Genomic DNA, 24,251 nt, shown 5'->3' with positions numbered 1-24,251 from the left:
CCGTGAAGGCGGTCGTACCGTCGGCGCCGGCGTCGTCGCCAAGATCCTGAAGTAATTCGGATCTGTAGCACCCAACCAGCGAGGGCGTGATCCCGCCCTCGCATCTCGTTCTTTAGGAAACGCCATGAAAAACCAAAAGATCCGCATCCGCTTGAAAGCCTTCGATTACAAGCTGATCGATCAATCGGCCGCTGAAATCGTCGACACCGCCAAGCGCACTGGCGCCGTTGTCCGCGGCCCGGTGCCGCTGCCCACGCGTATCCGTCGCTATGACGTTCTGCGTTCGCCGCACGTCAACAAGACGTCGCGTGACCAGTTCGAAATCCGTACCCATCAGCGCCTGATGGACATCGTTGATCCCACCGACAAGACCGTTGACGCCCTGATGCGTCTGGACCTGCCGGCCGGCGTCGACGTCGAAATCGCGCTGCAGTAATAAGCGCATCGAACCTGCTACCTTCGCCGGCAGGTTCGCCAAAGAATGGCCGCACTCCCCCGGGACTGCGGCCATTTTGTTTATGGCGTGACTTCGACGTGAGCATGCGCTCACTTTCGATCCACGGTCCGCCTGGTGACGTCGGGTTTTCAAACGCCCGGAAAGTGTCGCAAGAATGCCCCTGACGGCACGGCCCAAATCGGCTAAGTGCTTGTGCCCACAAGAAAAAACATGCTAATATGCGAAGCTTGCCATTTTGTGGCAAGTCTAACTATGGGCAAGGCCCGGAACATTCCCGAAGTTTGGGCATATCCGCCAAGTCCAGGTTGAACATAGTCGTAGGGCAAAGGCCGTTACCTTTTGCCTGATTAGCCCCGACCAATCGCAGTCGGGAATGGAGAAAACGATGTCGAATTCGACACCCACGCCCGCCGCTCACCGGCTGGGGCTGGTGGGTCGCAAGGTCGGCATGACCCGCATTTTTACCGAGGAAGGTGAATCCATCCCGGTGACCGTGCTGGACGTGTCCAACAACCGCGTGACCCAAGTTAAGTCGCTGGAAACCGACGGCTACGCCGCTATCCAGGTGGCTTATGGCACTCGTCGTGCCTCGCGTGTGGCTCAGCCGCAAACGGGCCACTACGCCAAAGCCGGCGCTGAAGCCGGTAGCATCCTCAAAGAATTCCGCCTTGATCCCGCTCGCGCCGCTGAATTTGCGGCCGGTTCCGTGATCGCCGTGGAATCCGTGTTCGAAGCCGGCCAACAGGTCGACGTCACGGGCACGACCATTGGTAAAGGCTTCGCCGGTACCATCAAGCGTCACAACTTCGGTTCGCAGCGCGCGTCGCACGGTAACTCCCGTTCGCACCGCGTTCCCGGCTCGATTGGTCAGGCACAAGATCCGGGTCGTATTTTCCCGGGTAAGCGCATGGCTGGTCACCTGGGTGACGTCACCCGCACCGTTCAAAACCTCGACGTCGTTCGCGTTGACGTTGAGCGCGGCCTGCTGCTGGTCAAGGGCGCTGTCCCCGGCCACGCTGGCGCCGACATCGTTGTGCGCCCGGCCATCAAGGCCCCGGCCAAGAAGGGAGCGTAAGTAAATGGATCTCAAGCTCCTGAACGACCAAGGCCAGGCCGCTGCTACGTTCAGCGCCCCGGACACGATCTTCGGCCGTGACTTCAACGAAGCGCTGATTCACCAGATCGTCGTGGCTTTCCAAGCCAACGCGCGCTCCGGCAATCGTGCTCAGAAGGACCGTACGGAAGTCAAGCACTCCACCAAGAAGCCCTGGCGCCAAAAGGGTACCGGCCGCGCTCGCGCCGGTATGACTTCGTCGCCGCTGTGGCGTGGGGGTGGTCGGACTTTCCCGAACTCGCCCGAAGAGAACTTCAGCCAGAAGGTCAACAAGAAGATGTACCGCGCCGGGATCCGCTCGATCCTGTCGCAACTGGCTCGTGAAGACCGCATCGCCGTCGTCGAATCGTTTGATCTGGAATCGCCCAAGACCAAGGCTGCAGCTGCCAAGCTGAAGAGCCTGGGCCTGGATTCGGTCCTGATCATCACCGACAGCGTTGATGAAAATGTTTACCTCGCCACCCGCAACCTGCCGCACGTTGCCGTTGTCGAGCCCCGTTATGCCGATCCGTTGTCGCTGGTCCACTACAAGAAAGTGCTGATCACCAAGCCGGCCATCGCTCAACTCGAGGAGATGCTGGGATGAACGCTGAACGCTTGATGCAAGTCATTCTGGCTCCGATCGTGACCGAAAAGGCCACGTTCGTCGCTGAGAAGAATCAGCAAGTCGCTTTCCGTGTCGTGGCTGACGCTACCAAGCCGGAAATCAAGGCTGCCGTCGAACTGCTCTTCAAGGTGCAGGTCGAGTCCGTGCAGGTCCTCAACCGTAAGGGCAAAGTCAAGCGCTTTGGCCGATTCGTTGGCCGTCGCCGTAATGAGCGCAAGGCTTACGTGTCGCTCAAGGACGGCCAGGAAATCGACTTTGCGGAGGTGAAGTAAATGGCCCTCGTAAAAGTTAAGCCGACTTCGGCTGGCCGCCGTGGCATGGTGAAGGTTGTCAGCCCGAACCTGCACAAGGGTGAGCCCTACGCGCCGCTGCTCGAAAAGAAGACCCGTGGTTCTGGCCGTAACAACAACGGTCACATCACGATCCGCCACCGTGGCGGTGGTCACAAGCAGCACTACCGCGTCGTCGACTTCCGTCGCGACAAGGATGGCATCCCGGCAAAGGTCGAGCGTCTGGAATATGACCCCAACCGTACGGCGCACATCGCTCTGCTGTGCTACGCCGACGGCGAACGTCGTTACATCATCGCTCCCCGTGGCCTGGAAGTCGGTTCGACCCTGCTGTCGGGCACCGATGCTCCGATCCGCGCCGGCAACACGCTGCCGATCCGCAACATCCCGGTGGGTACGACGATTCACTGCGTCGAAATGCTGCCCGGCAAGGGTGCCCAGATGGTCCGCTCGGCCGGCGCTTCCGCCGTCCTGCTGGCTCGCGAAGGCATCTACGCTCAGGTGCGTCTGCGCTCGGGTGAAGTCCGCCGTGTGCACATCGAATGCCGTGCCACCATCGGTGAAGTCGGTAACGAAGAACACAGCCTGCGCCAAATCGGCAAGGCCGGTGCAATGCGTTGGCGCGGTGTCCGCCCGACGGTTCGTGGCGTCGCCATGAACCCGGTGGATCACCCGCACGGTGGCGGTGAAGGCCGTACCGGTGAAGCACGCGAGCCGGTCAGCCCGTGGGGCACTCCGTCGAAGGGTTTCAAGACCCGTCGCAACAAGCGGACGAACAATATGATCGTCCAACGGCGCAAGCGCAAGTAAGAGGCGAACACTATGTCACGTTCGATCAAGAAAGGCCCGTTTGTCGATGCTCACCTGATCAAAAAGGTGGACACGGCCGTTGCGGGCAAAGACAAGAAGCCGATCAAGACCTGGTCGCGTCGTTCCACGATCCTGCCCGAGTTCATCGGTCTGACGATCGCTGTGCACAACGGCAAGCAGCATGTTCCCGTTTATATCAACGAGAACATGGTCGGTCACAAGCTGGGCGAGTTCGCGCTGACCCGTACGTTCAAGGGTCACGCCGCGGACAAGAAGGCGAAGAGGTAAGCGATGGAAACTACTGCCATTATCCGTGGGGTTCACATCTCCGCACAGAAGACCCGTTTGGTTGCGGACCTGATCCGCGGCCAGAAGGTCGGCCGTGCGCTCGAGATCCTCACCTTCTCGCCGAAGAAGGCTGCCGTCATCCTGAAGAAGGCTGTCGAGTCCGCCATCGCCAACGCCGAGCATAACGACGGCGCCGATATCGACGAACTGAAAGTCACCACGATTTTTGTGGACAAGGCTCAGTCGATGAAGCGCTTCTCCGCTCGCGCCAAGGGCCGCGGCAACCGTATCGAGAAGCAGACCTGCCACATCACGGTCAAGGTCGGAGCTTAAGGAGTCACGATGGGTCAGAAAATTCACCCCACTGGGTTCCGTCTCGCGGTCACCCGTAATTGGTCCTCGCGTTGGTTCGCCGACGACAAGGCCTTCGGCACGATGCTGGCCGAAGACATTCGCGTTCGCGAGTACCTGAAGAAGAAGCTCAAGAGCGCCTCCGTTGGTCGCGTGATCATCGAGCGTCCCGCCAAGAATGCGCGCATCACCGTTTACTCGGCTCGTCCGGGCGTGGTGATCGGCAAGCGCGGCGAAGACATCGAAAGCCTGAAGGCTGATCTGCAGCGCCTGATGGGCGTGCCGGTGCACGTCAACATCGAAGAAATCCGCAAGCCGGAAACCGATGCTCAACTGATCGCCGACTCGATCTCGCAACAGCTCGAGAAGCGCATCATGTTCCGTCGCGCCATGAAGCGCGCGATGCAGAACGCCATGCGTCTGGGTGCCCAAGGCATCAAGATCATGAGCTCGGGCCGTCTGAACGGTATCGAAATTGCTCGCACCGAGTGGTATCGCGAAGGCCGTGTGCCGCTGCACACCCTCAAGGCCAACATCGACTACGGCACCTCCGAAGCCCACACCACGTATGGCGTGATCGGCATCAAGGTCTGGGTCTACAAGGGCGACATGCTGGCCAACGGCGAATTGCCGCCGGAAACCGCAGCCCCGCGTGAAGAAGAACGTCGTCCGCGCCGCGCTCCGCGTGGTGATCGTCCGGATGGTGCTCGCACCGGTCGTCCGGGTGGTCGTGGCCGCGCTCCCCGCAAGGCGGATGCTGCTCCGGCGCCTGAAGGAGAATAACCATGCTGCAACCCTCTCGCAGAAAGTATCGCAAAGAGCAGAAGGGCCGCAACACCGGTCTGGCGACTCGTGGCACCCACGTGTCGTTCGGCGAGTTCGGCCTGAAGGCCACGGGCCGTGGCCGTCTGACCGCACGTCAGATCGAAGCTGCTCGTCGCGCCATCAATCGTCACATCAAGCGTGGCGGTCGTATCTGGATTCGCATTTTCCCGGATAAGCCCATCTCGCAGAAGCCTGCCGAAGTCCGTATGGGTAACGGTAAGGGCAACCCGGAGTACTGGGTTGCTGAAATTCAGCCCGGCAAGGTGCTCTACGAAATGGAAGGGGTTAGCGAAGAGCTCGCGCGTGAAGCTTTCCGCCTGGCCGCTGCCAAGCTGCCGATTTCGACCACGTTCGTCGCGCGTCATATCGGTGCTTAAGGAGTACTAACATGAAAGCTAGCGAACTCCGTTCGAAAGATGCCGCCGAGCTCGGCAAAGAGCTCGAAAGCCTGCTGAAGGCACAATTCGGTCTGCGCATGCAGAAGGCCACGCAGCAACTGGCCAACACCAGCCAGCTGCGCAACGTGCGTCGCGACATCGCTCGCGTTCGCACCTTGCTGACCGAGAAGGCAGGGAAATAAAGATGAGCGAAACTCAAAACACCCAAGTGGCCAAGCGCCAGCGTACGCTGGTTGGCAAGGTCGTCAGCAACAAGATGGACAAGACTGTCGTGGTTCTGGTTGAACGCCGCGTCAAGCACCCCATCTTCGGCAAGATCATCATGCGCTCCGCGAAGTACAAGGCGCACGACGAATCGAACCAGTACAACGAAGGCGATACGGTTGAAATCGCTGAAGGCCGTCCCATCTCGCGCTCGAAGTCGTGGCGCGTGGTGCGTCTGGTTGAAGCCGCACGTATCATCTAAGTGAAAGCAGCACATCGGAACGGTTCTCCGTTCTGATATAAAACGGCAAGGGTTGAATCCCTTGCCGTTTTTTTTTGAGTCGAATCTTGGAATTCCTGAAGAGCATGCACCGCGTCACCAAAATGGCCCATGTTGCCGCGCTGGCGGCCGGCTGTGCCGCGATGGCCAGTGGGGCTGCGTTGGCACAAAGCGGGCTTTCTCCTGCGCCACCCTCCACGACGAACGCGACGAACGCAGTGAACGCGAGGAACGCGGCAAACGCAACAAGCGCGGAGACCGCGGCGCCACTCGGCGGGGGCAAGGCGTCAACCCCCTCGGCCGCGCGGCCCCCGCAGGTGCAACCGGCATCTGATCCGGCGGCAATAGGCCGTGCCGTGCTGAACGCCGGCCCGGATCCGCGGGTGCAGCTGGACGGTCTGTCGCGCGATCACGCAGCCATCTTCGGCACCGATAACGAAGACGAGCAAGCGCTTCTGGACCAGGAGCGTGCGTTGCAGGCGCAACGAGACCAGCTCAAGGTCCTGGAGCGTGTGCTGAATGCAGGGCCGCCAGCGGCGGATCCCAACCCGCCCGCCATGATTCCGTTGAACCCGGGCGCGCCCATGAATATGCCGCGCCTGGCGCCCACTCCCTCGGGATCCGAGCTGGATCGCGCAGGCAGCGCATCACGACGCAGCGTTGACGACATGCAGCGGCGGGTCAACGCGCTTAGACGCGATGCGGATACGTTGAGACAAAGCGGCCGCTAGCAAAGGAAGCGGCCCTGGACATGGAAGCCCGGCAACGGGATGCCTGATCCCGTCCGGAAGCTTGAAGTCTTATGCTCGCCTGGCAAACTCGCGCAGGCGGCCGGCAATGCCGGTGGGAAAGTAGTACACCGACAGCACGAACAGAATCCCCAGCCACAACAGCCAGCGGTCCGGTTCGAACAGCAGCCCCCACGGCGCCACGCCCGACACGACTTCGTGCACCGCATGCAGCCCGTCCTGCAGATAGCTTTGCGCGAACACGAACAGGCTGGCGCCCACGACGGCGCCATACATCGTGCCCATGCCGCCGATCACCACCATCAACAGGATGTTTAGCATGATCTCGAACGACAGGGTGGTGTCGGGCCCGTTGTAGCGCAGCCATAACGCGTACAGCGCGCCGGCCAGCGTCGCGAAGGCGGCCGCAAGCAGGTTCGACAGGCTGCGGTACAGCACGGTGCGATAGCCGATCGCTTCGGCGCGGAACGGATTCTCGCGAATCGCCTGCAGCACTCGCCCGAACGGCGAGTTCACGATGCGCAGCAGGATCAGGAACAGCACTACGCTGATCGCTGCAATCAGGTAGTACGTAATGATCCGGCCGTCGACCGTGACACCGAAGATGGGCTCGGAGAAGGGCCGGAACGCTGGCCGCAGCATCTGAGGCACTTTGAAATTCAAGCCGTCTTCGCCGCCCGTCAAATCCGACAGCTGCGACACCAGCGTCTGGAAGGCGGCCGCCACCGCCAGTGTGATCATCGCGTAGAAGATGGCGCGCACGCGCAGGCTGGCCAGGCCGATCAGCAGGGCGAACGCCAGGGAAACCACGAGCCCGCCGGCGACCCCGGCGAACACCGCAGTCCAACCCGGCTCCATTCGCACGCTGGCGATCGCCACGCCGTAAGCGCCTATCCCGAAGAACATCGTGTGGGCGAAGCTTACGATGCCGGTGTATCCCAACAGCAGGTCATAGCTGGCGACCAGGATCACGAAGACCAGGATCTTTGCGGCCACGGCCAACGATTTCGGACCTGGAAAAACAAAGGGCGCCGCAGCCAGCGCGGCCACGATCAGGACAAGCAGCACGGACAGCATCGCACTGCGGGGAGGGTCGCCGGAAAGGAGGCGGAACGTCATGTCGGCGGCTCCTAGCGGTTCGTGACCGGATATACGCCCTGCGGGCGCCACAGCAAAATGGCCACCATCAGCGCGATGTTGGAGAAGAGGGCGGCCTTGGGCATCAGGAAGCCCGTGTAGTTCGCCATCAACCCGACCAGCAGGGCGCCGATGAGGCAACCCACTGTGGAACCCAGGCCACCGATCATGATGACGATGAAGATCAGCACGTTCACCTGCGCGCCAAGCTGCGGCACGATCGACTGCTGATACATCCCCCACAACACGCCGCCCAGTCCCGCCAGCATCGACCCGGCGACGAACACGCCGACAAACAGATGGCGAATCCGGTATCCCAGGCTTTCGACCATCTCGCGATCTTCCACCCCGGCGCGAATCAGCAAGCCCAGCTTTGTCCGGTTCAACACCCACAGCATGCCGCCCAGCACCACCAGGCCCACCACCAGGGCCACGACGCGGTACTTTTCGATCGCGGCATCGCCCAACAGGAACGCGCCGCGCAGCGACTCCGGCAGCGCCAGCGTGATTGTCTGCGGACCCCACATCATCTTGATGATCTCTTCGCCGATGATCATGCCGCCCATCGTGATGAGGATCTGCTTCAGATGCTGGCCATAGACAGGCCGAACGATTACGCGCTCGAACGCCAGGCCCACCGCGCCCGCGACCAGCATGCCAACGATCATGGCGGGCAGCACCGCGACAAGGTTGGTCAGGAAACTGCCGGATTGCGTCCAGTCCGCCATGGCGCCAAGGACGGTTGCCGCCATGTACGCGCCAATTGCAATGAACAATCCGTGCCCGAAGTTCAGCACATCCATCAGACCGAAGACGAGCGTCATTCCCGATGCGACGATGAAGATGATCATGCCCATCGCCAGGCCGGCGAAGGTCAACGTGACCCAGGTGGAGAACGACCCGACCATCGGAATAGCAATGGCGGCCAGCGCCACGACAAGCAGTGCGGGCATGAGGTCGGCGCGCGCCCGCGGCAGCGGAGCGTCCAGGTCTAGCGTGCTCATTGGTGACTTCCCAGTGACAGGCCCAGCAGCCGCGTCTGAAGCGCTTCGTCCTCGGCCAGTGATGCCATGGCGCCGGCGTGGACGACCGTGCCGTTGTCCATGACCGCCGCGTGATCGCCGACGCGGCGGGCGAAGTTGAAATTCTGCTCGACCAGCAGGATGGTCGTGCCGGATTGCTTGAGTTCGATGAAGGCGTCGATCATGTTCTGAATGATGGCCGGCGCCAGGCCCTTGCTGGGTTCGTCCACCAGCAGAAGGCGGCGCGGCTCGATGATCGCGCGCGCCATCGCCAGCATCTGCTTCTGTCCGCCCGACAGCTTGCCCGCAGGATGCAGCCAGAACTTCTTGAGCGCTGGGAAGAAGCCGAAGATCCATTCCAGCCTCGCGGTGTCGAGATGACTTGCGTTTTTGGCGCTCCGCGCGGCGAGAAGGATGTTCTCCTTCACGGAAAGGTCGCCGAAGATCCCCATGTTCTCGGGAACGTAGGCCATGCCCATGCGCGCCATGTCAGGGGGCGACGTGCGCGCGCCAGGGCCGCCGATCGGTGCGCCGTTAAAGTTCACCTGGCCCTGCGTGGCGCGCCACAGTCCCATGATCGTGCGCAGCGTGGTGGTCTTGCCGGCGCCATTCCGGCCAAGCAACATGGTGACGGCCGCGGGCGGCACGCAGAGGCTCACGCCGTGCAGGATGTGATACGCGCCGATATGCGTATGCACGTCCTTCAGCTCCAGAAGCGGGGGCGTCGTCATGCAGCCTTCTCCGAAGGACTCACGCCCAGATAGGCCTGCTGGACGATGGGGGATGCGATCACGGTGGCAGGGTCTCCGTCCGCCATCAATTGACCGTTGTGCAGCACGACGATACGGTCTGCGAGCTCCCGCACCACATCCATCTTGTGCTCGACCAGCAGTATCGTTTTAGAGGCATCGCGCTTGAGTTCGCGGATCAGGTCCAGGACGACGGGAACATCGTCCACGCTCATGCCGGCGGTGGGTTCGTCGAACATGAACACCTTCGGTTCCAGTCCGATAAGCATGGCGATTTCCAGCTTGCGCTGGTCTCCATGCGGCAGGTCCGCGGCCGCCTGATCGCGGCGAGCCGACAGCCGGGTGCGCTCGAGCAGGGCGTCGGCACGCTCCATGAGTCCGCGATCATCGTTCCACGTGCGCCAGAAGCAGATCTGCCGCCAGCTCATCCCGTGCTGGCGCGACTGCAGGGCAAGCCGCACGTTTTCATGCACGCTCAGGCGCGGGAACAGCTGCGTCAGCTGAAACGCGCGCCCCAGACCCGCATGCATGCGGGCCGGCGCGGCGAGCGAGGTCAGGTCCTTCCCGTTCAGGCGCACCGTGCCGGCGCTGGCGCGCAGTTGACCGGAGATGAGATTGAAGTAGGTCGTCTTGCCAGCGCCGTTCGGGCCGACGATGGCCGTCAGGCTGCCAGGCGCGTAGGCGCAACTGACATCGTTGACGGCCACGTGTCCGCCGAAACGGACCGTGAGCGATTGGGTTTCCAGCATTTGCGGCGCCGGATCAACGCTTGTTCTGGATCGGAACGGCCATCTGGTCAGGCGTGATTTCCTTGACCAGGTCCTGCACCGCCCATGGCACGGAGGGATCGTTCTTGATGCGGAAGTGGTACATCGACTGCATCGCCTGATGGTCCTCGGGACGGAAAGTCATCTTGCCCTTCGGCGTGTCGAAGCTCATGCCCTCCATGGCCTTGATCAGCTTGTCGGTGTCGGAATCTCCGCCCGTCTTGTTCAAGGCGGCGACGATCGCAATGCCCGACGCCATGCCGCCCGCGGTGAAAAAGTCCGGCGGCTGGCCGAAGCGCTTCTGGTGCTCAGCGACGAGCCAGTCGTTGACGGGATTCTTCGGGATGCCGTAGTAGTAATACGTGGCGCCTTCCATGCCGGCCAGCGACTTCAGCGGCGTCATGGCGGAGAGCGTGTTGCCGCCCGTGGCGATCTCGATGCCGTATCGCTTCGGATCCAGGTCGGCGATCTTGAACGGATTTCCCGCGCCGGCCCAGAGGATGAAAATGATCTTGCGGCCAGGCTTGTCCTTCAGCGCGTCAAACAGGCGCTGCGCGCCGGCGGTGAAGTCCGTGGCGTTCGCGGGAAGGTATTCCTCGTGCACGATCTTGGCGTTCTTCAGCGCGCCCTTGAACGCCTTGACGCCGTCGCGACCAAAGGCGTAGTCCTGCGCCAGCATGGCGATCGATGTGCCGGCCTGATCGAACGCGACGGCGTTCGCGATGGCGTCCTGCGAGGAATTGCGGCCCGTGCGGAAAATGTACTTGTTCCACTTGTCGCCCGTGATGGAATCCGCAACGGCGGGTTCCACCAGCAGGATCTTCTCGTATTCCTCCGCGATTGGCAGCATGGCTAGCGCCACGCCCGACGACGTGGGGCCGACGGCGATGTCCGCGTTGTCGTCGGCATAGGCGGACGCCAATTGGGCCCGAGCGACGTCGGGCTTGCCCTGGTTGTCCTTTTCGATGACGCGGATCTTGCGCCCGGCCACCGTCATGGTGCCCTGGGTTGCGTATTCCAGGCCCAGCATCAGCCCGTTCTGGGTCTGTTTGGCATAGGCCTCGAGCGGCCCGGTCTTGTCGTACACGTGCGCCACGACGAAGTCCTTCGCGGCCATCGCCGAACTCATGCACAGGCTGGCCATTGCGGCGAGCAGAATGCGTTTCATGAAAGTCTCCAGGTGTCAGGGGGTGCTTCGGGCCATGCTGTCCGGCCGGGCTAGGAAAAGACGGATTGCCTCGATCTGGCTGGGAACATTCAGGGCAGGGGCGTGGCCGCAATCGGGGAAATCTATGCGTTCGGCGCGAGGCCCGCGTTCCGTCATGGCGTGAGCGACTTCGGGCAAGAGCAGATCCGACTCCGCGCCGCGCAAAAGCAGTACCGGCATGCGCAGCGAGTCGTACCCGGTCCATCGGTCGTAGTCGCCGGGGTGATGGGTGAACTGGCTAACGATGGCCGGGTCGTAATGGGTGGTGACCCGGCCGTCCGGCAAGCGGCGCATGGAGGTTTCGGCCATGCGGCGCCATTGCTCGTCGCTCTGCCAGCCATAGGGTTTGTAGGCCACGCGCAGCCAGGCCTCCAGTTCCGTCACCGTGTTGAAGGCCGGAGGATTGCCCGCATAGGCCAGGATGCGCTCAATGGCGGGTTTGGGCAGTTCGGGCCCGATGTCATTGACGACGAGATGCGAGATGCGGTCGCGCAGCGTGGTCGCGGCAGCGTGCATGCCGGTTGCGCCGCCCATGGACGTGCCTACCCACCGCACGCGCTGCAGCGAAAGCCCATCAAGCAGGGTGCGCGCCAGCGTGGCGTAGAAGTCCAGCCGGTATTCGGCGACCGGGTCGGGGCTCCATTGGGACAGGCCCCGTCCGACGGTATCGGGACAGATGATGCGGTAGTCGCCGGCCAACGCCAGCGCCAGGTCGTCGAAGTCGCGGCCGGTCCGGGCCAGGCCATGCCACATGATGACGGGGGGCGCGTCGGCAGCGCCCCATTCGGTGTAGTGCAGTTCGCGTCCTGCGCAACGCAGATAGCGCGATGCCGGCGCGTGGCGCGCGGCCGTCTGGCTGGACTGTGCCATGGGGTCTCCTCCCGGGTTGTCCAGGTTGTGTGCTTATCGGGCTGAATATAGACTTGCGGCAGGCGCGCCCACAATGCGCCGCCTGCCCCAGAGCAGGGTGAGTCAAGAATATGTAGACGCAAGATCAATTTGCGCACCCCGTGCACCAGGAGACCGTGCCATGCCCGATACGGAATTCGCCATTTCGGCCAGCGCCGGCGCCGACCGGCGCGATCAATGGCGCGCGGCCCTGTCGGATGCCTTCGGGCCGTTCGAGGTGCATGGCGGAAAGCCTGGCAGTTTCTCGGGACACGTGCGCTATGCGCGCCGCGCCACCCTTCAATTCAACGACTTGCACTATCAGGGCCAGCGGCTTGAACGCACCGCGGGCAACGTGTCCAGGCTGGACCAGGAGTTCTACACGTTCGGCCTGCCTCTGGCGGGCCCGCTGGCGGTGCGCCAGCAGGGGCGCGAATTTCAGGTCGAACCGGGTTGCGTGTACCTGATGAACCAGAGCCTGCCGTACCAGGCCACGGCACAAGGCGCGTCGGGGTATCGCAGCCTGAGCGTATCGTTTCCGCGCAGCGCGTTGTCGCAACGGGATTCCCGCATCGGCGCCTTCTACAAGCTGCGCACCGACGACGGGTCGCCGCGCGGCGCGCTGCTGGCCGGATACATGGACCATCTCTTCAAGGGAATGGATGCCTGGTCCGACGCCGAGGCGGCAGAACTGGGCGAGCGGCTCATCGACCTCATCGTCCTGTTCCTGGTGCAACCGGGACAGGGGCAGGTTTCGGAAGCCGACAGCAGTGTCACGGTGGCGCATCGGGCGCGCGTCCTTGCGTACATCCGCCAGCATCTCGCCGATCCTGATTTGTCACCGACGCACGTGGCGCTGGGTTGCGGGGTTTCGGTGGCCTATCTGCACCGCATCCTGCGCGCGGGCGGCTTGTCCGTGGAGTCGTTCATATTCGAGCAGCGCCTGGACAAGTGCCGCGACCTGCTGCTGGATTCGCGGCATCGTCACCGCAGCATCGCGGAGCTTGCATACCAGGTCGGGTTCTCGCATCCATCGCATTTCAGCCGCCTGTTCAAGCAGCGGTTTGGCGTGACGCCGCGGGATTTGCGCTCAGGCAGCCGGACGGCGCCGGCCTGAACCTGCTGCCCCGCACGGCACAACAACGCCACCAATAAAAAACGGCCCGCCTTGTCAGCGGGCCGTCGGTCTTTCAGGACGAACGAATCCGGCCTAGAACGGCGAAGGCTGGTTCGACAGGTTGACGATGCTGTTGGTCGTCAGGTCCAGGCGGATGTGCTCCGAGGGGGCGCCGTTCGCCAGCTTCAGCATGATCGCCATCAGCGGCTTGAAGCGGGCCTTGAACAGGTCGGCGGGCGTGTTGGCGTTGCTGACGCTGTTGCCGCTCATCTGCAGCGCGGCGTTGGTCTGGCTCAACGCCTGGGCCAGCAGCTTGTACTGGCTGGCGCGCTGGGCGGGGATGTCGGCAAACGCCAGGTCGCCCGCGTTTGCCAGGCGCACGAAATCGCCCGCCATTTCCAGCGCCGTCCACTGTGCGAAATCCGACAGCTGCATGCCATTGGCCTGGGCCAGCGCCTGCGCGCGGGTCTGGGCCTCGGCTGCATCCGCGGCATAGGCGGCGTTTGCGGCGCCGCTGCCGCCGCCGTCCGTCAGGCACGCGAAGAACGCGGGCGTCAGATTGTTCTGATTGCCGGTGTTGGCCAGTTCCTTGAGCGTCACGGTCGTGCGCAATTGCGACAGCGCAAGGAGATCGGCGCCTGTCAGCGGGCTCTTGACCAGCTCGCGCATCTCACAACGCCAATCGTCGTTCAAGAGACGCAGGCGCACCAGCTCGCTCATGTAGCGATAGGTGAAATCGCCGTAGTCCTTGGCGTCCAGGATGGACACGTCCCAACGCGGGGGCACGTCGTAGGCGTTTTCGGCTCGGTAGAGATCAAACAGTTCATCAAAGCGCGGCACCTTGTCGAGCCGGACCGTCTGAACTTCGATCTCGTCCGCGCTTTGCAGCGTCATGAGCTTGTACGCGGGCACGTAGGCGGCCATGGACGGCGCCTGGATATTGAACAACGCATGATCCCCGCCGTAGTTGCGCAGCGCCATGTCGTTGAAATGCATATGGCCGCCCACATGGATCTTCAATCCGGTTTCGGCCAGCGCGCGCGTGGTGTTCTCCGCGGGACGGCGGATCATCTGCATCTTGTTGGCGCCCAGCAGCGCCTCGATGTCATCGGACGCCCCGTTGAAGAACTCGGACATCGGGAAGTGGCTGAAGGCGACGACCTGTTTGCCTTGCGCCTCGCCGCGGGCCACCACGTCGGCCAGCCATTTGATGACGTGGCTCTTGTGCGTCAGCATCTTGTTGTAGCCCTGGTCGCCCGAGCCGGTGAAGTCGTTCGCGCCCGGGCCGGTCGGCACGTACACGTTGGCGTCCAGGCCCACCAGCCACAGGCCCTTGACGGGTTCGACCACGTAGGAGGTGTCGGGCACCATCTTGCACAGGGTGTAGTTCTGCGGCTTGTTCGGGCCGCCCGTGCCTTCGGCGCAGATCTCGTACTGGCGGTTCGTCCAGTTGGCCTGGGCCAGCGCCGTGGCGTGGTCATAGTCCTCGTACTTGTAGGTGCTGTACGGGGTCTCGTAGTACAGGTTCTGCGGCTGCGGCATGAAGCCGTGCTGCTCCAGGACGCTGGTGATGCCCGCGTAGCCCATGTGCAGCACTTCTTCCGTGCAATACGTGTTGCCCACCCGCGCCCAATCGCCGCTGTAGGCCGTGCTGCAGGCGGCGTTGCCGCCGCGGCTGTAGATCGGCTGGGAAAAACCGATTGCGCCGGTCACCGGGTCCAGCCCCAGGTAGTCGCTCTTGCCTGCTGCCTGGTTGAACGGGCGGTTGGGATCGTGGTTGCCCGGCGCCGCGAAGAACTGGATGCCGTGCTTCTTGGAGTACTCGTCCATGATCTTGACGAGGCCCCGCATGTGCACGGGTTGGCCGTCGTCCGAGAAGTCACCCGGCAGCGCGATGTATTTCACGCCGCGCTTGGCCGCGTCGTCCAAGGCGGCCAAAAAGGCGAAGTAGTTTTCGTTGAAGAGGCGCGTGGACGTCAGCTGCGCGTACATCGTCCGGATGGTGGCGTTGTCGCCGTGCTTGGGATTCGGGATTCCGGGGAACGATCCATCCTGGAAATCGGCGTAGACATCGTGGAAGTGGATGTCGGGCATGAACGCGACTTGCACGGGGGCGTCGGGCTGCGCCACCGGCGTTTCGGCCGGGGGCGGCGCTTCGGCCACCGGGGGCGTATCGTCGTCCTTGTCGCCGCCGCAAGCGGCGAGCAGGGCGGTCAGCAGCAACGAGCCGGCGGCTCGGGCGTAGCGGGATGGGCGCTTCATCGGGCTGGAAATTCCTGGAACGTTTTGGTGTGGCAGTCCGCCCGGCGTGGGTCAGCTGCCTGTAAGCGGGCCCAATGCTCACTGACGCGGATGACAGGCTTATGAATTGCATTCAGGCCGTTGTCGGCGGGCGGCAATAAAAAGCCCCGCGTTTGCGGGGCTTGTGTGCGGAGCGGACGCCGGTCAGACGTGCGTGATGAACTTCGTGACCAGGTAGCCTTCGAACGTTTCCGTGCCGCCTTCGCTGCCGATGCCGCTGTCCTTGATGCCGCCGAACGGTGTCTCGGCCAGGGCGCTGCCGAAATGGTTGATGTTGACCATGCCGGCTTCCAGGCCGTTGGAGACCTTGGTGGCGGTCTTGAGCGAGTTCGTGAACACGTACGAAGACAAGCCGAAGGGCAGGCTGTTGGCGCGACGCAGCACTTCGTCGGTGTCGGTGAAGCGCACGACCGGTGCAACCGGACCGAACGGCTCTTCCGTCATCAGCATGGAATTGTCGGGCAGGTCCGTGACGACGGTGGGCGCAAAGAAGAAACCCTTGCGGTCCAGCGGGCCGCCGCCCACCACCACCTTGGCGCCGTGCTTCTTGGCGTCGTCGATAAAGGCGCTCATGGCCGGCACGCGGCGCTCATGCGCCAGCGGTCCCATTTCCGTGCCGGCTTCCAGGCCGTCGCCAACCTTGATGTTCTTCAGCACTTCCGAGAAGCGCGCCAGGAACTGCTCGTAAGCGCCGTCCTGGACGTAAAAGCGGGTGGGAGACACGCAGACCTGGCCCGCGTTGCGAACCTTGAACTTGGCCAGCATTTCAGCCGCGCGATCGATGTCCGCATCGTCGAAGACCAGCACGGGCGAGTGGCCGCCCAGTTCCATGGTGACACGCTTCATGTGTGCGCCGGCCAGCGCAGCCAGCTGCTTGCCCACCGGCACGGAACCCGTGAACGACACCTTGCGCACGATGGGCGAGCGGATCAGGTAGTCGGAGATCTTGGCGGGTTCGCCCCAGACGATATTCAGGCAGCCCTTGGGCAGCCCGGCGTCATGGAACATGCGTGCAATCGCCATGACCGCGCTGGGCGAATCCTCGGGGCCCTTGAGCACGACCGTGCAGCCGGCGCCGATGGCGGCGGCGATCTTGCGAATGGCTTGGTTGTACGGGAAGTTCCAGGGGGTGAAGGCAGCGCACACGCCGATGGGCTCGCGCACGACGATCTGGCGGACGTCCGGGTTGCGCGGCTGGATCACGCGGCCGTAGATGCGGCGGCATTCCTCGGCGTGCCAGTCGGCATGTTCGGCGCAGGACGTGACCTCGCCCACGGCTTCGGCCAGCGGCTTGCCCTGGTCCAGCGTCATGTTGCGGCCAATTTCCTTGGCGCGTTCGCGCGACAGCGTGGCGACCTTGCGCAGGATGGCCGAACGGTCCATGGGGGAAGACTTCTTCCACGACTCGAAGGCGCGTTGGGCAGCCGCCAGGGCGCGATCCAGATCCGCTTCGGTGGCGTGGGGCAGCTGGCCGAGCACTTCGAGGGTGGCCGGGTTGATGACGTCCTGGGTGCGCCTGCCCTCGCCGGCGACGAATTCGCCGTCGATATACAGCGCCAACTGTTCATACATGCCTGTCGTTCCTTGCGAAATAGGAGTGGGTAGCGATCGCTGTCGCCCACGGCAGTCTAAACCAGCTTCACCCCTGCCGAGAGGACCACTCCCAGGCGCTGGCTTGGGGCCAATGGAGGCCACGCTTGCGCGAGCGCCTGGGCATGGACAAAATGAGGAATCTTCGGCTGACCTGAGTATTCATCGTGCAACCCGTCGAAGCCCGTCCGGTCACCAAGCCCAGTGTTTATTCCCTGGTCTTCTTCCGCTTCATTGACTGGCTTCGCCAGCGCATCGCGTCGGCCTCGCTGGTCGGGGACAAGCCGATTTTCGACAACAGCCAGTTCCCCTGGATCGCCGCGCTGGAGGCCCGGGCCCCCGAAATCCGGGCCGAGGTGACGAAACTCCTGGCCGACCGCCAACATCTGCCGGCATTCCACGAGATCTCCCCCGATGTCGGCATGATCACGTCCGACGATCAATGGAAGACCTTTGTTTTCATGGGCTACGGCTTGCGCTCCGAGCGCAACCTGGCGCGTTGCCCGGCCACCGCACGGGCCCTTCAGGACATTCCGGGCCTGCGCACGGCGTTCTACTCGATTCTCGAACCCGGCAAGCGCATACCGCTGCACACGGGCCCGTACAACGGGGTGCTGCGGCTGCACCTGGGGCTGGTGGTGCCCGATCCCCCGGAACGGTGCTGGATCGAAGTCGGCGGCCAGCGCTACGCGTGGCGGGAAGGCCACGCCGTGGTTTTCGACGACCTCTATCCCCACCAGGTGCACAACGACACCGACGGGCTGCGGGCCGTGTTGTTCGTGGACTTCGAACGTCCTTGCCGCGCTCCTGTAAAATGGCTCAATCGCCTGGTGCTCATGGCCGCTCCTTTCACGGACGAAATCCGTCGCGGCAAGGCCAATCACGACGCCTGGGAGAAGGGCTATTACCGCCAAAAGTAGGCTCCGATAGCCCGCAAACCGCCCCTTTTTTAGAGGGGGCGTGGTCTTTTGTGCGCGAACCCAACAAAGTGCTTGCGCTCAAAATTTAACCACGTTAGAATTATCAGCTTTCCCAGATTGTCGATTCACTTAGCCGAAGGTTAAGCGAACGCGTCGGGGGGAATACCCGCAGGATTTCAACCCAGGGTCGTTGCGTTGCCAACCAGTTGCTGGTCCAGTTGTCGTGGACTTGCCGACAAAAAAGCAGGGCGGCTGACCTGACGGGACCAAAACTGGCAGGAATTGCAGTGTTCCCTTGTTGGGAAAACCGTATTTCCAGTTAAGTTGGAACAGGAAAAATCATGATCCAAATGCAGACCACGCTGGACGTGGCCGATAACACTGGTGCGCGTCATGTCATGTGCATTAAGGTGCTCGGTGGCTCCAAGCGCCGTTATGCCGGTATCGGCGACATCATCAAGGTGAGCGTCAAAGATGCGGCTCCGCGCGGACGCGTCAAGAAAGGCGAAATTTACAATGCCGTGGTGGTTCGTACCGCCAAGGGCGTGCGCCGTAAAGACGGTTCGCTGATTCGTTTCGGTGGCAATGCCGCCGTGTTGCTCAACGCCAAGCTGGAGCCCATCGGCACCCGCATCTTCGGACCCGTTACGCGTGAACTGCGTACCGAGAAGTTCATGAAGATCGTGTCGTTGGCCCCGGAAGTGCTGTAAGGAGCCCTACGATGAACAACATTCGTAAAGGCGACGAAGTCATCGTCCTGACCGGCCGCGACAAGAAGCGTCGCGGTACCGTGCTGGCCCGCGTTGACGCCGACCACGTTCTGGTCGAAGGCGTCAATGTTGCCAAGAAGCACGTGAAAGCCAACCCGATGGCGAACAACCCGGGCGGGATTGTCGAAAAGACCATGCCGATCCACATCTCGAATGTGGCGCTCTTCAACCCCGCAACCGGTCGTGGCGACCGCGTGGGCGTCAAGGAAGTCGAAGGTCGCAAGGTCCGCGTGTTCCGTTCCAATGGTGCCGTTGTCGGCGCCAAGGCGTAAGGGGCGATAGACATGTCTCGTTTGCAAGATTTCTACAAGAGCAAGGTCGCTGGCGACCTGCAAGCCAAGTTTGGCTACAAGAGCGCAATGGAAGTGCCGCGCATCACCAAGATCACCCTGAACATGGGTGTCTCGGAAGCGGTCTCCGACAAGAAGGTCATTGAGCACGCTGTGTCGGATCTGACCAAGATCGCCGGCCAGAAGCCTGTCGTGACGAAGACCAAGAAGGCTATCGCCGGTTTCAAGATCCGCGAAAACTACCCGATTGGTTGCATGGTCACGCTGCGTGGTCAACGCATGTACGAATTCCTGGATCGCCTGGTGGCGGTTGCGCTGCCTCGCGTGCGCGACTTCCGCGGTATCTCGGGTCGTGCGTTCGACGGCCGTGGCAACTACAACATCGGGGTGAAAGAGCAAATCATTTTCCCCGAAATCGAGTACGACAAGATCGACGCGCTGCGTGGGCTGAACATCAGCATCACCACCTCCGCGAAGACCGACGAAGAAGCCAAGGCGCTGTTGACGGCCTTCAGCTTCCCGTTCCGTAACTAAGGGGCTGATGACGTGGCTAAACTTTCCCTCATCAATCGCGACATCAAGCGCGCCAAGCTGGCTGACAAGTTCGCTGCCAAGCGCGCTGAGTTGAAGTCGATCATTGACGACCAGTCGAAGACCGACGAAGAACGTTACCAAGCTCGGCTCAAGCTGCAACAGCTGCCGCGCAATGCCAACCCGACGCGTCAACGCAACCGTTGCGTGGTCACCGGTCGTCCTCGCGGCGTGTTCCGCAAGTTCGGTCTGACGCGCCACAAACTGCGTGAAATGGCGATGAAGGGCGAAATCCCCGGCATCACCAAGGCCAGCTGGTAGGAGAAACAATATGAGCATGAGCGATCCCATCGCCGATATGCTGACCCGCATTCGCAATGCGCAGCAAGTGGACAAAGTTACGGTGAGCATGCCCTCCTCGAAGCTGAAGGCGGCCATTGCCGCTGTGCTGAAGGACGAAGGCTACATCGACAGCTTTGAAATCAAGGGTTCCCAGGCCAAGCCTGAACTCGAGATCACCCTGAAGTACTACGCAGGTCGTCCGGTCATCGAGCGCATCGAACGCGTTTCGCGTCCTGGTCTGCGTATCTACAAGGGCCGTACCAGCATTCCTCAGGTCATGAACGGCCTGGGCGTGGCTATCGTTTCGACCTCGCGCGGCGTCATGACCGACCGTAAGGCTCGCGCCAACGGCGTCGGCGGCGAAGTGCTGTGCTACGTGGCCTAAGGAGAGATTCGAATGTCACGTATCGCTAAGTATCCGGTCGAACTGCCCAAGGGTGTCGAAGCTGACATCAAGCAGGATCAGATCACTGTCAAGGGCCCGCTGGGTTCCTTGACCCAACCCCTGACTGGCGACGTCACGATTTCGCTGGACGGTGGCAAGCTCACGTTTGCAGCCGCCAACGAATCCCGTCACGCCAACGCCATGTCGGGCACCGTGCGCGCGCTCGTGGCCAACATGGTCAATGGCGTTAGCAAGGGATTCGAGCGCAAGCTGAACCTGGTCGGCGTGGGTTATCGCGCCGCGGTTCAAGGCGACGCCGTTAAGCTGCAGCTCGGTTTCTCGCACGACGTTTTGCATCAGTTGCCGGCCGGTATCAAGGCCGAATGCCCCACCCAGACGGAAATCGTCATCAAGGGCGCCAACAAGCAAGTCGTCGGTCAGGTGGCCGCTGAAATCCGCGCGTACCGCGAACCCGAACCCTACAAGGGCAAGGGTGTGCGTTACTCGGACGAACGCGTCGTCATCAAAGAAACCAAGAAGAAATAACGGCGCACGCAAGGACGAATCATGGACAAAAAAGTTTCCCGTTTGCGTCGTGCGGTTCCGACCCGCCGGAAGATCAACGAGCTGCGCGTTCATCGCCTCTCGATTTTCCGCTCGAACCAGCACATCTACGCCAACATCATTTCGCCGGAAGGCGATCGCGTTCTGGTCAGCGCCTCGACGGTGGAAGCCGAAGTGCGTGCGCAACTGGCCGGCCAAACCGGCCAGGGCGGCAACAAAGCCGCTGCTACGCTGGTTGGCAAGCGCGTGGCCGAAAAGGCCAAGGCTGCCGGTATCGAACTGGTCGCTTTCGATCGCTCGGGCTTTCGTTACCATGGCCGCGTCAAGGCGCTGGCCGATGCCGCGCGTGAAGCCGGCCTGAAGTTCTAAGCGAGGATCTGTCAAATGGCTAAAGTACAAGGCAAGAACGCCGCGGAAAAAGAGAACGATGACGGCCTCCGCGAAAAGATGATCGCGGTCAACCGCGTGAGCAAAGTGGTCAAGGGTGGTCGCACCATGAGCTTTGCCGCGCTGACCGTGGTTGGCGATGGCGATGGCCGCATCGGCATGGGTAAGGGCAAGGCGCGTGAAGTGCCGGTGTCCGTTCAGAAGGCTATGGAACAAGCCCGTCGCGGCATGTTCAAGGTCGCTCTGAAGAACGGCACGCTGCACCACACCGTGGTCGGCAAGCATGGCGCCGCTACCGTGCTGATTTCGCCCGCTGCTGAAGGTACCGGTGTTATCGCCGGCGGCCCGATGCGCGCAATTTTCGAAGTGATGGGTGTGCGTAACGTGGTTGCCAAGAGCCTGGGCTCGAGCAACCCCTACAACATGGTTCGCGCCACGTTGAATGGCCTGCGCGCCTCCCTGACCCCGGCCGATGTTGCTGCCAAGCGCGGCAAGACGGTCGAAGAGATCCTGGGGTAAATCATGGCTCAGAAGCAGATCAAAGTGACCCTCGTGCGCTCGGTGATCGGTACCAAGCAATCGCACCGTGATACGGTTCGCGGTTTGGGCTTGGGTCGCATCAACAGCAGCCGCGTGCTGGTCGATACGCCCGAGGTGCGTGGGATGATCCGTAAGGTGGATTATCTCGTTTCCGTCTCGGAAGCCTAAGGAATCACCATGTCGGATATGCAACTTAATACGCTGAAGCCCGCCGAGGGCAGCAAGCACGCCAAGCGCCGCGTCGGCCGTGGCATCGGTTCGGGTCTGGGTAAGACCGCCGGCCGTGGTCACAAGGGTCAGAAGTCGCGCTCGGGCGGTTTCCATAAGGTTGGCTTCGAAGGCGGTCAAATGCCGCTGCAACGTCGCCTGCCCAAGCGTGGTTTCACCCCGCTGGGTCAACACCTGTATGCCCAAGTCCTCTTGTCGGACCTCCAGGCTCTGCCCATCGACGATATCGATGTGCAAGCACTGAAGGCGGCCGGCGTGATTGGCCAGGCGGTTCGTTACGCCAAGGTCATCAAGTCTGGTGAACTCTCGCGCAAGGTCGTGCTCAAGGGCATTACCGCGACGGCTGGCGCTCGCGCCGCCATCGAAGCCGCGGGCGGCTCGCTTGCTTGATCAGAGGTGACGAGTGGCTAACGCGCAGGCATTGGGCAAATCCGGAGCACGATACGGCGATTTGAAGCGCCGTCTGGTGTTCCTGGTGCTCGCCCTGGTGGTTTACCGTTTGGGTACGCACATCCCGGTTCCGGGTATCAACCCGGATGCGCTGGCGGACTTGTTCCGTCAGAACCAGGGCGGGATCCTGGGCCTGTTCAACATGTTCTCGGGCGGGGCGCTCTCGCGCTTCTCGATTTTTGCCCTGGGGATCATGCCGTACATTTCGGCATCCATCATCATGCAGTTGATGTCGGTGGTGGTGCCGTCGCTGGAAGCGCTCAAGAAAGAGGGCGAGGCCGGCCGTCGGAAGATTACCCAATACACCCGCTACGGCACTGTCGTGCTGGCGCTGGTGCAAGCGGTGGGCATTTCGGTAGCGCTTGAGTCCCAGCAGGGACTGGTGATCGATCCGGGCATGCTGTTCCGCTTCACGACCGTCGTGACTTTGGTCACCGGCACCATGTTTGTCATGTGGCTGGGTGAGCAGATCACGGAACGCGGTCTGGGCAACGGGATTTCCATCCTGATCTTCGCAGGTATCGTGGCGGGTCTCCCCGCGGCGCTGGCTGCACTGCTGGACCTGGTCCGCACCAACGCGATGTCCGTGCTTTCGGCACTGTTCATCGTGGCTCTGGTGGTGCTGGTTACCGCTTTTGTGGTGTTCGTTGAACGCGGACAGCGCAAGATCACGGTCAACTACGCCAAGCGTCAGGTCGGCAACAAGGTCTACGGTGGTCAAAGCTCGCATTTGCCGCTGAAGCTGAACATGGCTGGGGTGATTCCGCCGATCTTCGCGTCGTCGATCATCCTGTTCCCGGCCACGATCACTAGCTGGTTCTCCAGCAGCGAGAACATGCGCTGGCTTAGCGACCTGGCTGCGGCCCTGTCGCCTCGTCAACCGCTCTACATCACGCTGTACTCGGTCGCGATTATTTTCTTCTGCTTTTTCTACACGGCTCTGGTTTTCAACAGCCGCGAAACGGCGGACAACCTGAAGAAGAGTGGTGCGTTTGTTCCGGGCATCCGTCCGGGCGAACAAACAGCGCGCTACATCGACAAGATCCTGATGCGTCTGACGCTCGCAGGTGCCATCTACATCACGTTGGTGTGCCTGTTGCCGGAATTCTTGGTGATGCGCTGGAACGTTCCCTTCTACTTCGGTGGTACGTCTCTGTTGATCATTGTGGTGGTGACGATGGATTTCATGGCGCAGGTTCAGGCCTACATGATGTCTCACCAGTACGACTCGTTGCTCAAGAAGGCGAACTTCAAGGGCGCGGGTTTGCCGATGCGGTAAGCAAAAGAATGTCCAAGGACGACGTCATTCAGATGCAAGGCGAGGTTCTTGAGAACCTCCCGAACGCGACATTTCGCGTCAAGCTCGAAAACGGCCACGTGGTGTTGGGCCATATTTCCGGCAAGATGCGTATGCATTACATCCGGATCCTGCCGGGTGACAAGGTCACAGTGGAGCTCACGCCCTATGACCTGACGCGAGCCAGGATTGTTTTCCGCTCCAAGTGAGCGAAACCGGATTACGGAAAATTAGGAGTCAACCATGAAAGTAATGGCATCGGTTAAGCGGATCTGCCGCAACTGCAAAGTTATCAAACGTCACGGCGTGGTGCGCGTTATCTGCACCGACCCGCGTCACAAGCAGCGTCAAGGCTAACTCGGGTTAGCGACTACGCAACGGATTTATTCAAGGAAC

The 24,251-nt window shown here is 62.0% G+C and carries 35 protein-coding genes; 27 read left to right on the top strand and 8 right to left on the bottom strand.

What is annotated here, in order from left to right; translation table 11 throughout:
- Positions 1-124 precede the first annotated feature (124 nt).
- From rpsJ to RT614_RS19585, 12 genes are all read left to right on the top strand, one after another.
- Entirely contained in the window at positions 125-436 is a 312-nt protein-coding gene (rpsJ, locus tag RT614_RS19640) for a 30S ribosomal protein S10 (RefSeq protein ID WP_003806903.1), read from the top strand.
- Positions 437-842: 406 nt separating this feature from the next.
- Positions 843-1,532, top strand: a complete 690-nt coding sequence (gene rplC, locus RT614_RS19635) for a 50S ribosomal protein L3 (RefSeq protein WP_008168945.1) — start codon at positions 843-845, stop codon at positions 1,530-1,532.
- A gap of 4 nt (positions 1,533-1,536) precedes the next feature.
- On the top strand, positions 1,537-2,157 hold the full coding sequence (gene rplD, locus RT614_RS19630; protein WP_008168948.1) for a 50S ribosomal protein L4: 621 nt from the start codon (positions 1,537-1,539) through the stop codon (positions 2,155-2,157).
- Entirely contained in the window at positions 2,154-2,450 is a 297-nt protein-coding gene (gene rplW / locus RT614_RS19625; protein ID WP_006216557.1) for a 50S ribosomal protein L23, read from the top strand. The genes rplD and rplW overlap by 4 nt, the downstream gene beginning before the upstream one ends.
- The gene (gene rplB, locus RT614_RS19620; RefSeq protein WP_313623778.1) at positions 2,451-3,278 is read left to right on the top strand and encodes a 50S ribosomal protein L2; all 828 of its coding nucleotides are present in this window, start codon (positions 2,451-2,453) and stop codon (positions 3,276-3,278) included.
- A 12-nt stretch (positions 3,279-3,290) separates the two neighbouring features.
- Complete coding sequence (rpsS, locus tag RT614_RS19615; protein WP_006216555.1) at positions 3,291-3,566, top strand: 30S ribosomal protein S19; 276 nt, start codon at positions 3,291-3,293, stop codon at positions 3,564-3,566.
- Between the two features lie 3 nt (positions 3,567-3,569).
- A complete protein-coding gene (gene rplV / locus RT614_RS19610) occupies positions 3,570-3,899 on the top strand; it encodes a 50S ribosomal protein L22 (RefSeq protein WP_006227021.1) in 330 nt (109 codons plus the stop codon).
- Positions 3,900-3,908: 9 nt separating this feature from the next.
- The gene (rpsC, locus tag RT614_RS19605) at positions 3,909-4,700 is read left to right on the top strand and encodes a 30S ribosomal protein S3 (RefSeq protein WP_056571007.1); all 792 of its coding nucleotides are present in this window, start codon (positions 3,909-3,911) and stop codon (positions 4,698-4,700) included.
- A 2-nt stretch (positions 4,701-4,702) separates the two neighbouring features.
- Positions 4,703-5,119, top strand: a complete 417-nt coding sequence (gene rplP / locus RT614_RS19600; protein WP_006389610.1) for a 50S ribosomal protein L16 — start codon at positions 4,703-4,705, stop codon at positions 5,117-5,119.
- 11 nt (positions 5,120-5,130) lie between these two features.
- Positions 5,131-5,322 carry a 50S ribosomal protein L29 gene (gene rpmC, locus RT614_RS19595; RefSeq protein ID WP_003806912.1) on the top strand — a complete coding sequence of 64 codons (192 nt, stop codon included), beginning with the start codon at positions 5,131-5,133 and terminating at the stop codon, positions 5,320-5,322.
- Positions 5,323-5,324: 2 nt separating this feature from the next.
- Positions 5,325-5,606: a 30S ribosomal protein S17 gene (gene rpsQ, locus RT614_RS19590; protein ID WP_006216549.1), complete on the top strand. Its 282-nt coding sequence runs from the start codon at positions 5,325-5,327 to the stop codon at positions 5,604-5,606.
- Positions 5,607-5,692: 86 nt separating this feature from the next.
- Positions 5,693-6,355, top strand: coding sequence for a hypothetical protein (locus RT614_RS19585; RefSeq protein ID WP_313623777.1), 663 nt, complete (start codon positions 5,693-5,695; stop codon positions 6,353-6,355).
- Positions 6,356-6,424: 69 nt separating this feature from the next.
- On the opposite strand, the gene RT614_RS19580 is transcribed toward RT614_RS19585, so the two are convergent.
- The 6 genes from RT614_RS19580 to RT614_RS19555 are packed head-to-tail and all read right to left on the bottom strand — an operon-like array spanning position 6,425 to position 12,125.
- Entirely contained in the window at positions 6,425-7,492 is a 1,068-nt protein-coding gene (locus RT614_RS19580; RefSeq protein ID WP_313623776.1) for a branched-chain amino acid ABC transporter permease, read from the bottom strand.
- Positions 7,493-7,503: 11 nt separating this feature from the next.
- Positions 7,504-8,514: a branched-chain amino acid ABC transporter permease gene (locus RT614_RS19575; protein WP_313623775.1), complete on the bottom strand. Its 1,011-nt coding sequence runs from the start codon at positions 8,512-8,514 to the stop codon at positions 7,504-7,506.
- The gene (locus RT614_RS19570; RefSeq protein ID WP_313623774.1) at positions 8,511-9,263 is read right to left on the bottom strand and encodes an ABC transporter ATP-binding protein; all 753 of its coding nucleotides are present in this window, start codon (positions 9,261-9,263) and stop codon (positions 8,511-8,513) included. The genes RT614_RS19575 and RT614_RS19570 overlap by 4 nt, the downstream gene beginning before the upstream one ends.
- Positions 9,260-10,030: an ABC transporter ATP-binding protein gene (locus tag RT614_RS19565; RefSeq protein ID WP_313623773.1), complete on the bottom strand. Its 771-nt coding sequence runs from the start codon at positions 10,028-10,030 to the stop codon at positions 9,260-9,262. The genes RT614_RS19570 and RT614_RS19565 overlap by 4 nt, the downstream gene beginning before the upstream one ends.
- A 13-nt stretch (positions 10,031-10,043) precedes the next feature.
- Positions 10,044-11,216 (bottom strand): substrate-binding domain-containing protein, encoded by a 1,173-nt coding sequence (locus RT614_RS19560; protein ID WP_313623772.1) that lies wholly within the window; start codon positions 11,214-11,216, stop codon positions 10,044-10,046.
- 15 nt (positions 11,217-11,231) lie between these two features.
- Positions 11,232-12,125 carry an alpha/beta hydrolase gene (locus tag RT614_RS19555; RefSeq protein ID WP_313623770.1) on the bottom strand — a complete coding sequence of 298 codons (894 nt, stop codon included), beginning with the start codon at positions 12,123-12,125 and terminating at the stop codon, positions 11,232-11,234.
- A 160-nt stretch (positions 12,126-12,285) separates the two neighbouring features.
- On the opposite strand from RT614_RS19555, the gene RT614_RS19550 reads away from it, so the two are divergent.
- On the top strand, positions 12,286-13,260 hold the full coding sequence (locus RT614_RS19550) for a helix-turn-helix domain-containing protein (protein WP_313623769.1): 975 nt from the start codon (positions 12,286-12,288) through the stop codon (positions 13,258-13,260).
- 93 nt (positions 13,261-13,353) lie between these two features.
- Here RT614_RS19550 and RT614_RS19545 read toward each other — a convergent pair whose 3' ends face one another.
- Both RT614_RS19545 and RT614_RS19540 read right to left on the bottom strand, forming a co-directional pair.
- Complete coding sequence (locus RT614_RS19545) at positions 13,354-15,522, bottom strand: metallophosphoesterase (RefSeq protein ID WP_313623768.1); 2,169 nt, start codon at positions 15,520-15,522, stop codon at positions 13,354-13,356.
- Positions 15,523-15,705: 183 nt separating this feature from the next.
- Positions 15,706-17,133, bottom strand: a complete 1,428-nt coding sequence (locus tag RT614_RS19540; RefSeq protein WP_313623767.1) for an NAD-dependent succinate-semialdehyde dehydrogenase — start codon at positions 17,131-17,133, stop codon at positions 15,706-15,708.
- Positions 17,134-17,318: 185 nt separating this feature from the next.
- Between RT614_RS19540 and RT614_RS19535 the strand changes: the two genes are divergently transcribed.
- The 14 genes from RT614_RS19535 to rpmJ all read left to right on the top strand — a co-directional run bounded on the left by RT614_RS19535 (position 17,319) and on the right by rpmJ (position 24,212).
- The gene (locus tag RT614_RS19535) at positions 17,319-18,071 is read left to right on the top strand and encodes an aspartyl/asparaginyl beta-hydroxylase domain-containing protein (RefSeq protein ID WP_313623766.1); all 753 of its coding nucleotides are present in this window, start codon (positions 17,319-17,321) and stop codon (positions 18,069-18,071) included.
- Between the two features lie 341 nt (positions 18,072-18,412).
- Positions 18,413-18,781 carry a 50S ribosomal protein L14 gene (gene rplN, locus RT614_RS19530; RefSeq protein WP_006216531.1) on the top strand — a complete coding sequence of 123 codons (369 nt, stop codon included), beginning with the start codon at positions 18,413-18,415 and terminating at the stop codon, positions 18,779-18,781.
- Between the two features lie 11 nt (positions 18,782-18,792).
- Entirely contained in the window at positions 18,793-19,113 is a 321-nt protein-coding gene (gene rplX / locus RT614_RS19525; protein WP_313623765.1) for a 50S ribosomal protein L24, read from the top strand.
- 12 nt (positions 19,114-19,125) lie between these two features.
- Complete coding sequence (gene rplE / locus RT614_RS19520) at positions 19,126-19,665, top strand: 50S ribosomal protein L5 (protein WP_008168978.1); 540 nt, start codon at positions 19,126-19,128, stop codon at positions 19,663-19,665.
- A 12-nt stretch (positions 19,666-19,677) separates the two neighbouring features.
- Entirely contained in the window at positions 19,678-19,983 is a 306-nt protein-coding gene (gene rpsN / locus RT614_RS19515) for a 30S ribosomal protein S14 (RefSeq protein ID WP_006227037.1), read from the top strand.
- A gap of 10 nt (positions 19,984-19,993) precedes the next feature.
- Positions 19,994-20,389 (top strand): 30S ribosomal protein S8, encoded by a 396-nt coding sequence (gene rpsH / locus RT614_RS19510; protein ID WP_008168981.1) that lies wholly within the window; start codon positions 19,994-19,996, stop codon positions 20,387-20,389.
- Between the two features lie 12 nt (positions 20,390-20,401).
- On the top strand, positions 20,402-20,935 hold the full coding sequence (gene rplF / locus RT614_RS19505; RefSeq protein ID WP_313623764.1) for a 50S ribosomal protein L6: 534 nt from the start codon (positions 20,402-20,404) through the stop codon (positions 20,933-20,935).
- A gap of 21 nt (positions 20,936-20,956) precedes the next feature.
- Positions 20,957-21,322, top strand: coding sequence for a 50S ribosomal protein L18 (gene rplR / locus RT614_RS19500; RefSeq protein WP_008168985.1), 366 nt, complete (start codon positions 20,957-20,959; stop codon positions 21,320-21,322).
- 15 nt (positions 21,323-21,337) lie between these two features.
- A complete protein-coding gene (rpsE, locus tag RT614_RS19495) occupies positions 21,338-21,859 on the top strand; it encodes a 30S ribosomal protein S5 (RefSeq protein WP_008168987.1) in 522 nt (173 codons plus the stop codon).
- A gap of 3 nt (positions 21,860-21,862) precedes the next feature.
- Positions 21,863-22,048, top strand: coding sequence for a 50S ribosomal protein L30 (gene rpmD, locus RT614_RS19490; RefSeq protein WP_006216520.1), 186 nt, complete (start codon positions 21,863-21,865; stop codon positions 22,046-22,048).
- A gap of 9 nt (positions 22,049-22,057) precedes the next feature.
- Positions 22,058-22,498: a 50S ribosomal protein L15 gene (rplO, locus tag RT614_RS19485; protein WP_175124781.1), complete on the top strand. Its 441-nt coding sequence runs from the start codon at positions 22,058-22,060 to the stop codon at positions 22,496-22,498.
- 13 nt (positions 22,499-22,511) lie between these two features.
- The gene (secY, locus tag RT614_RS19480; protein ID WP_043519460.1) at positions 22,512-23,837 is read left to right on the top strand and encodes a preprotein translocase subunit SecY; all 1,326 of its coding nucleotides are present in this window, start codon (positions 22,512-22,514) and stop codon (positions 23,835-23,837) included.
- 8 nt (positions 23,838-23,845) lie between these two features.
- Complete coding sequence (gene infA, locus RT614_RS19475; RefSeq protein WP_003806927.1) at positions 23,846-24,064, top strand: translation initiation factor IF-1; 219 nt, start codon at positions 23,846-23,848, stop codon at positions 24,062-24,064.
- Between the two features lie 34 nt (positions 24,065-24,098).
- Positions 24,099-24,212: a 50S ribosomal protein L36 gene (rpmJ, locus tag RT614_RS19470; RefSeq protein ID WP_003806928.1), complete on the top strand. Its 114-nt coding sequence runs from the start codon at positions 24,099-24,101 to the stop codon at positions 24,210-24,212.
- Positions 24,213-24,251: the final 39 nt, after the last annotated feature.

Origin of the sequence: Achromobacter sp. (assembly GCF_032102605.1) — a bacterium.
GTDB lineage: Bacteria > Pseudomonadota > Gammaproteobacteria > Burkholderiales > Burkholderiaceae_B > Achromobacter.
This window is presented reverse-complemented; position numbering and strand designations above follow the sequence as displayed.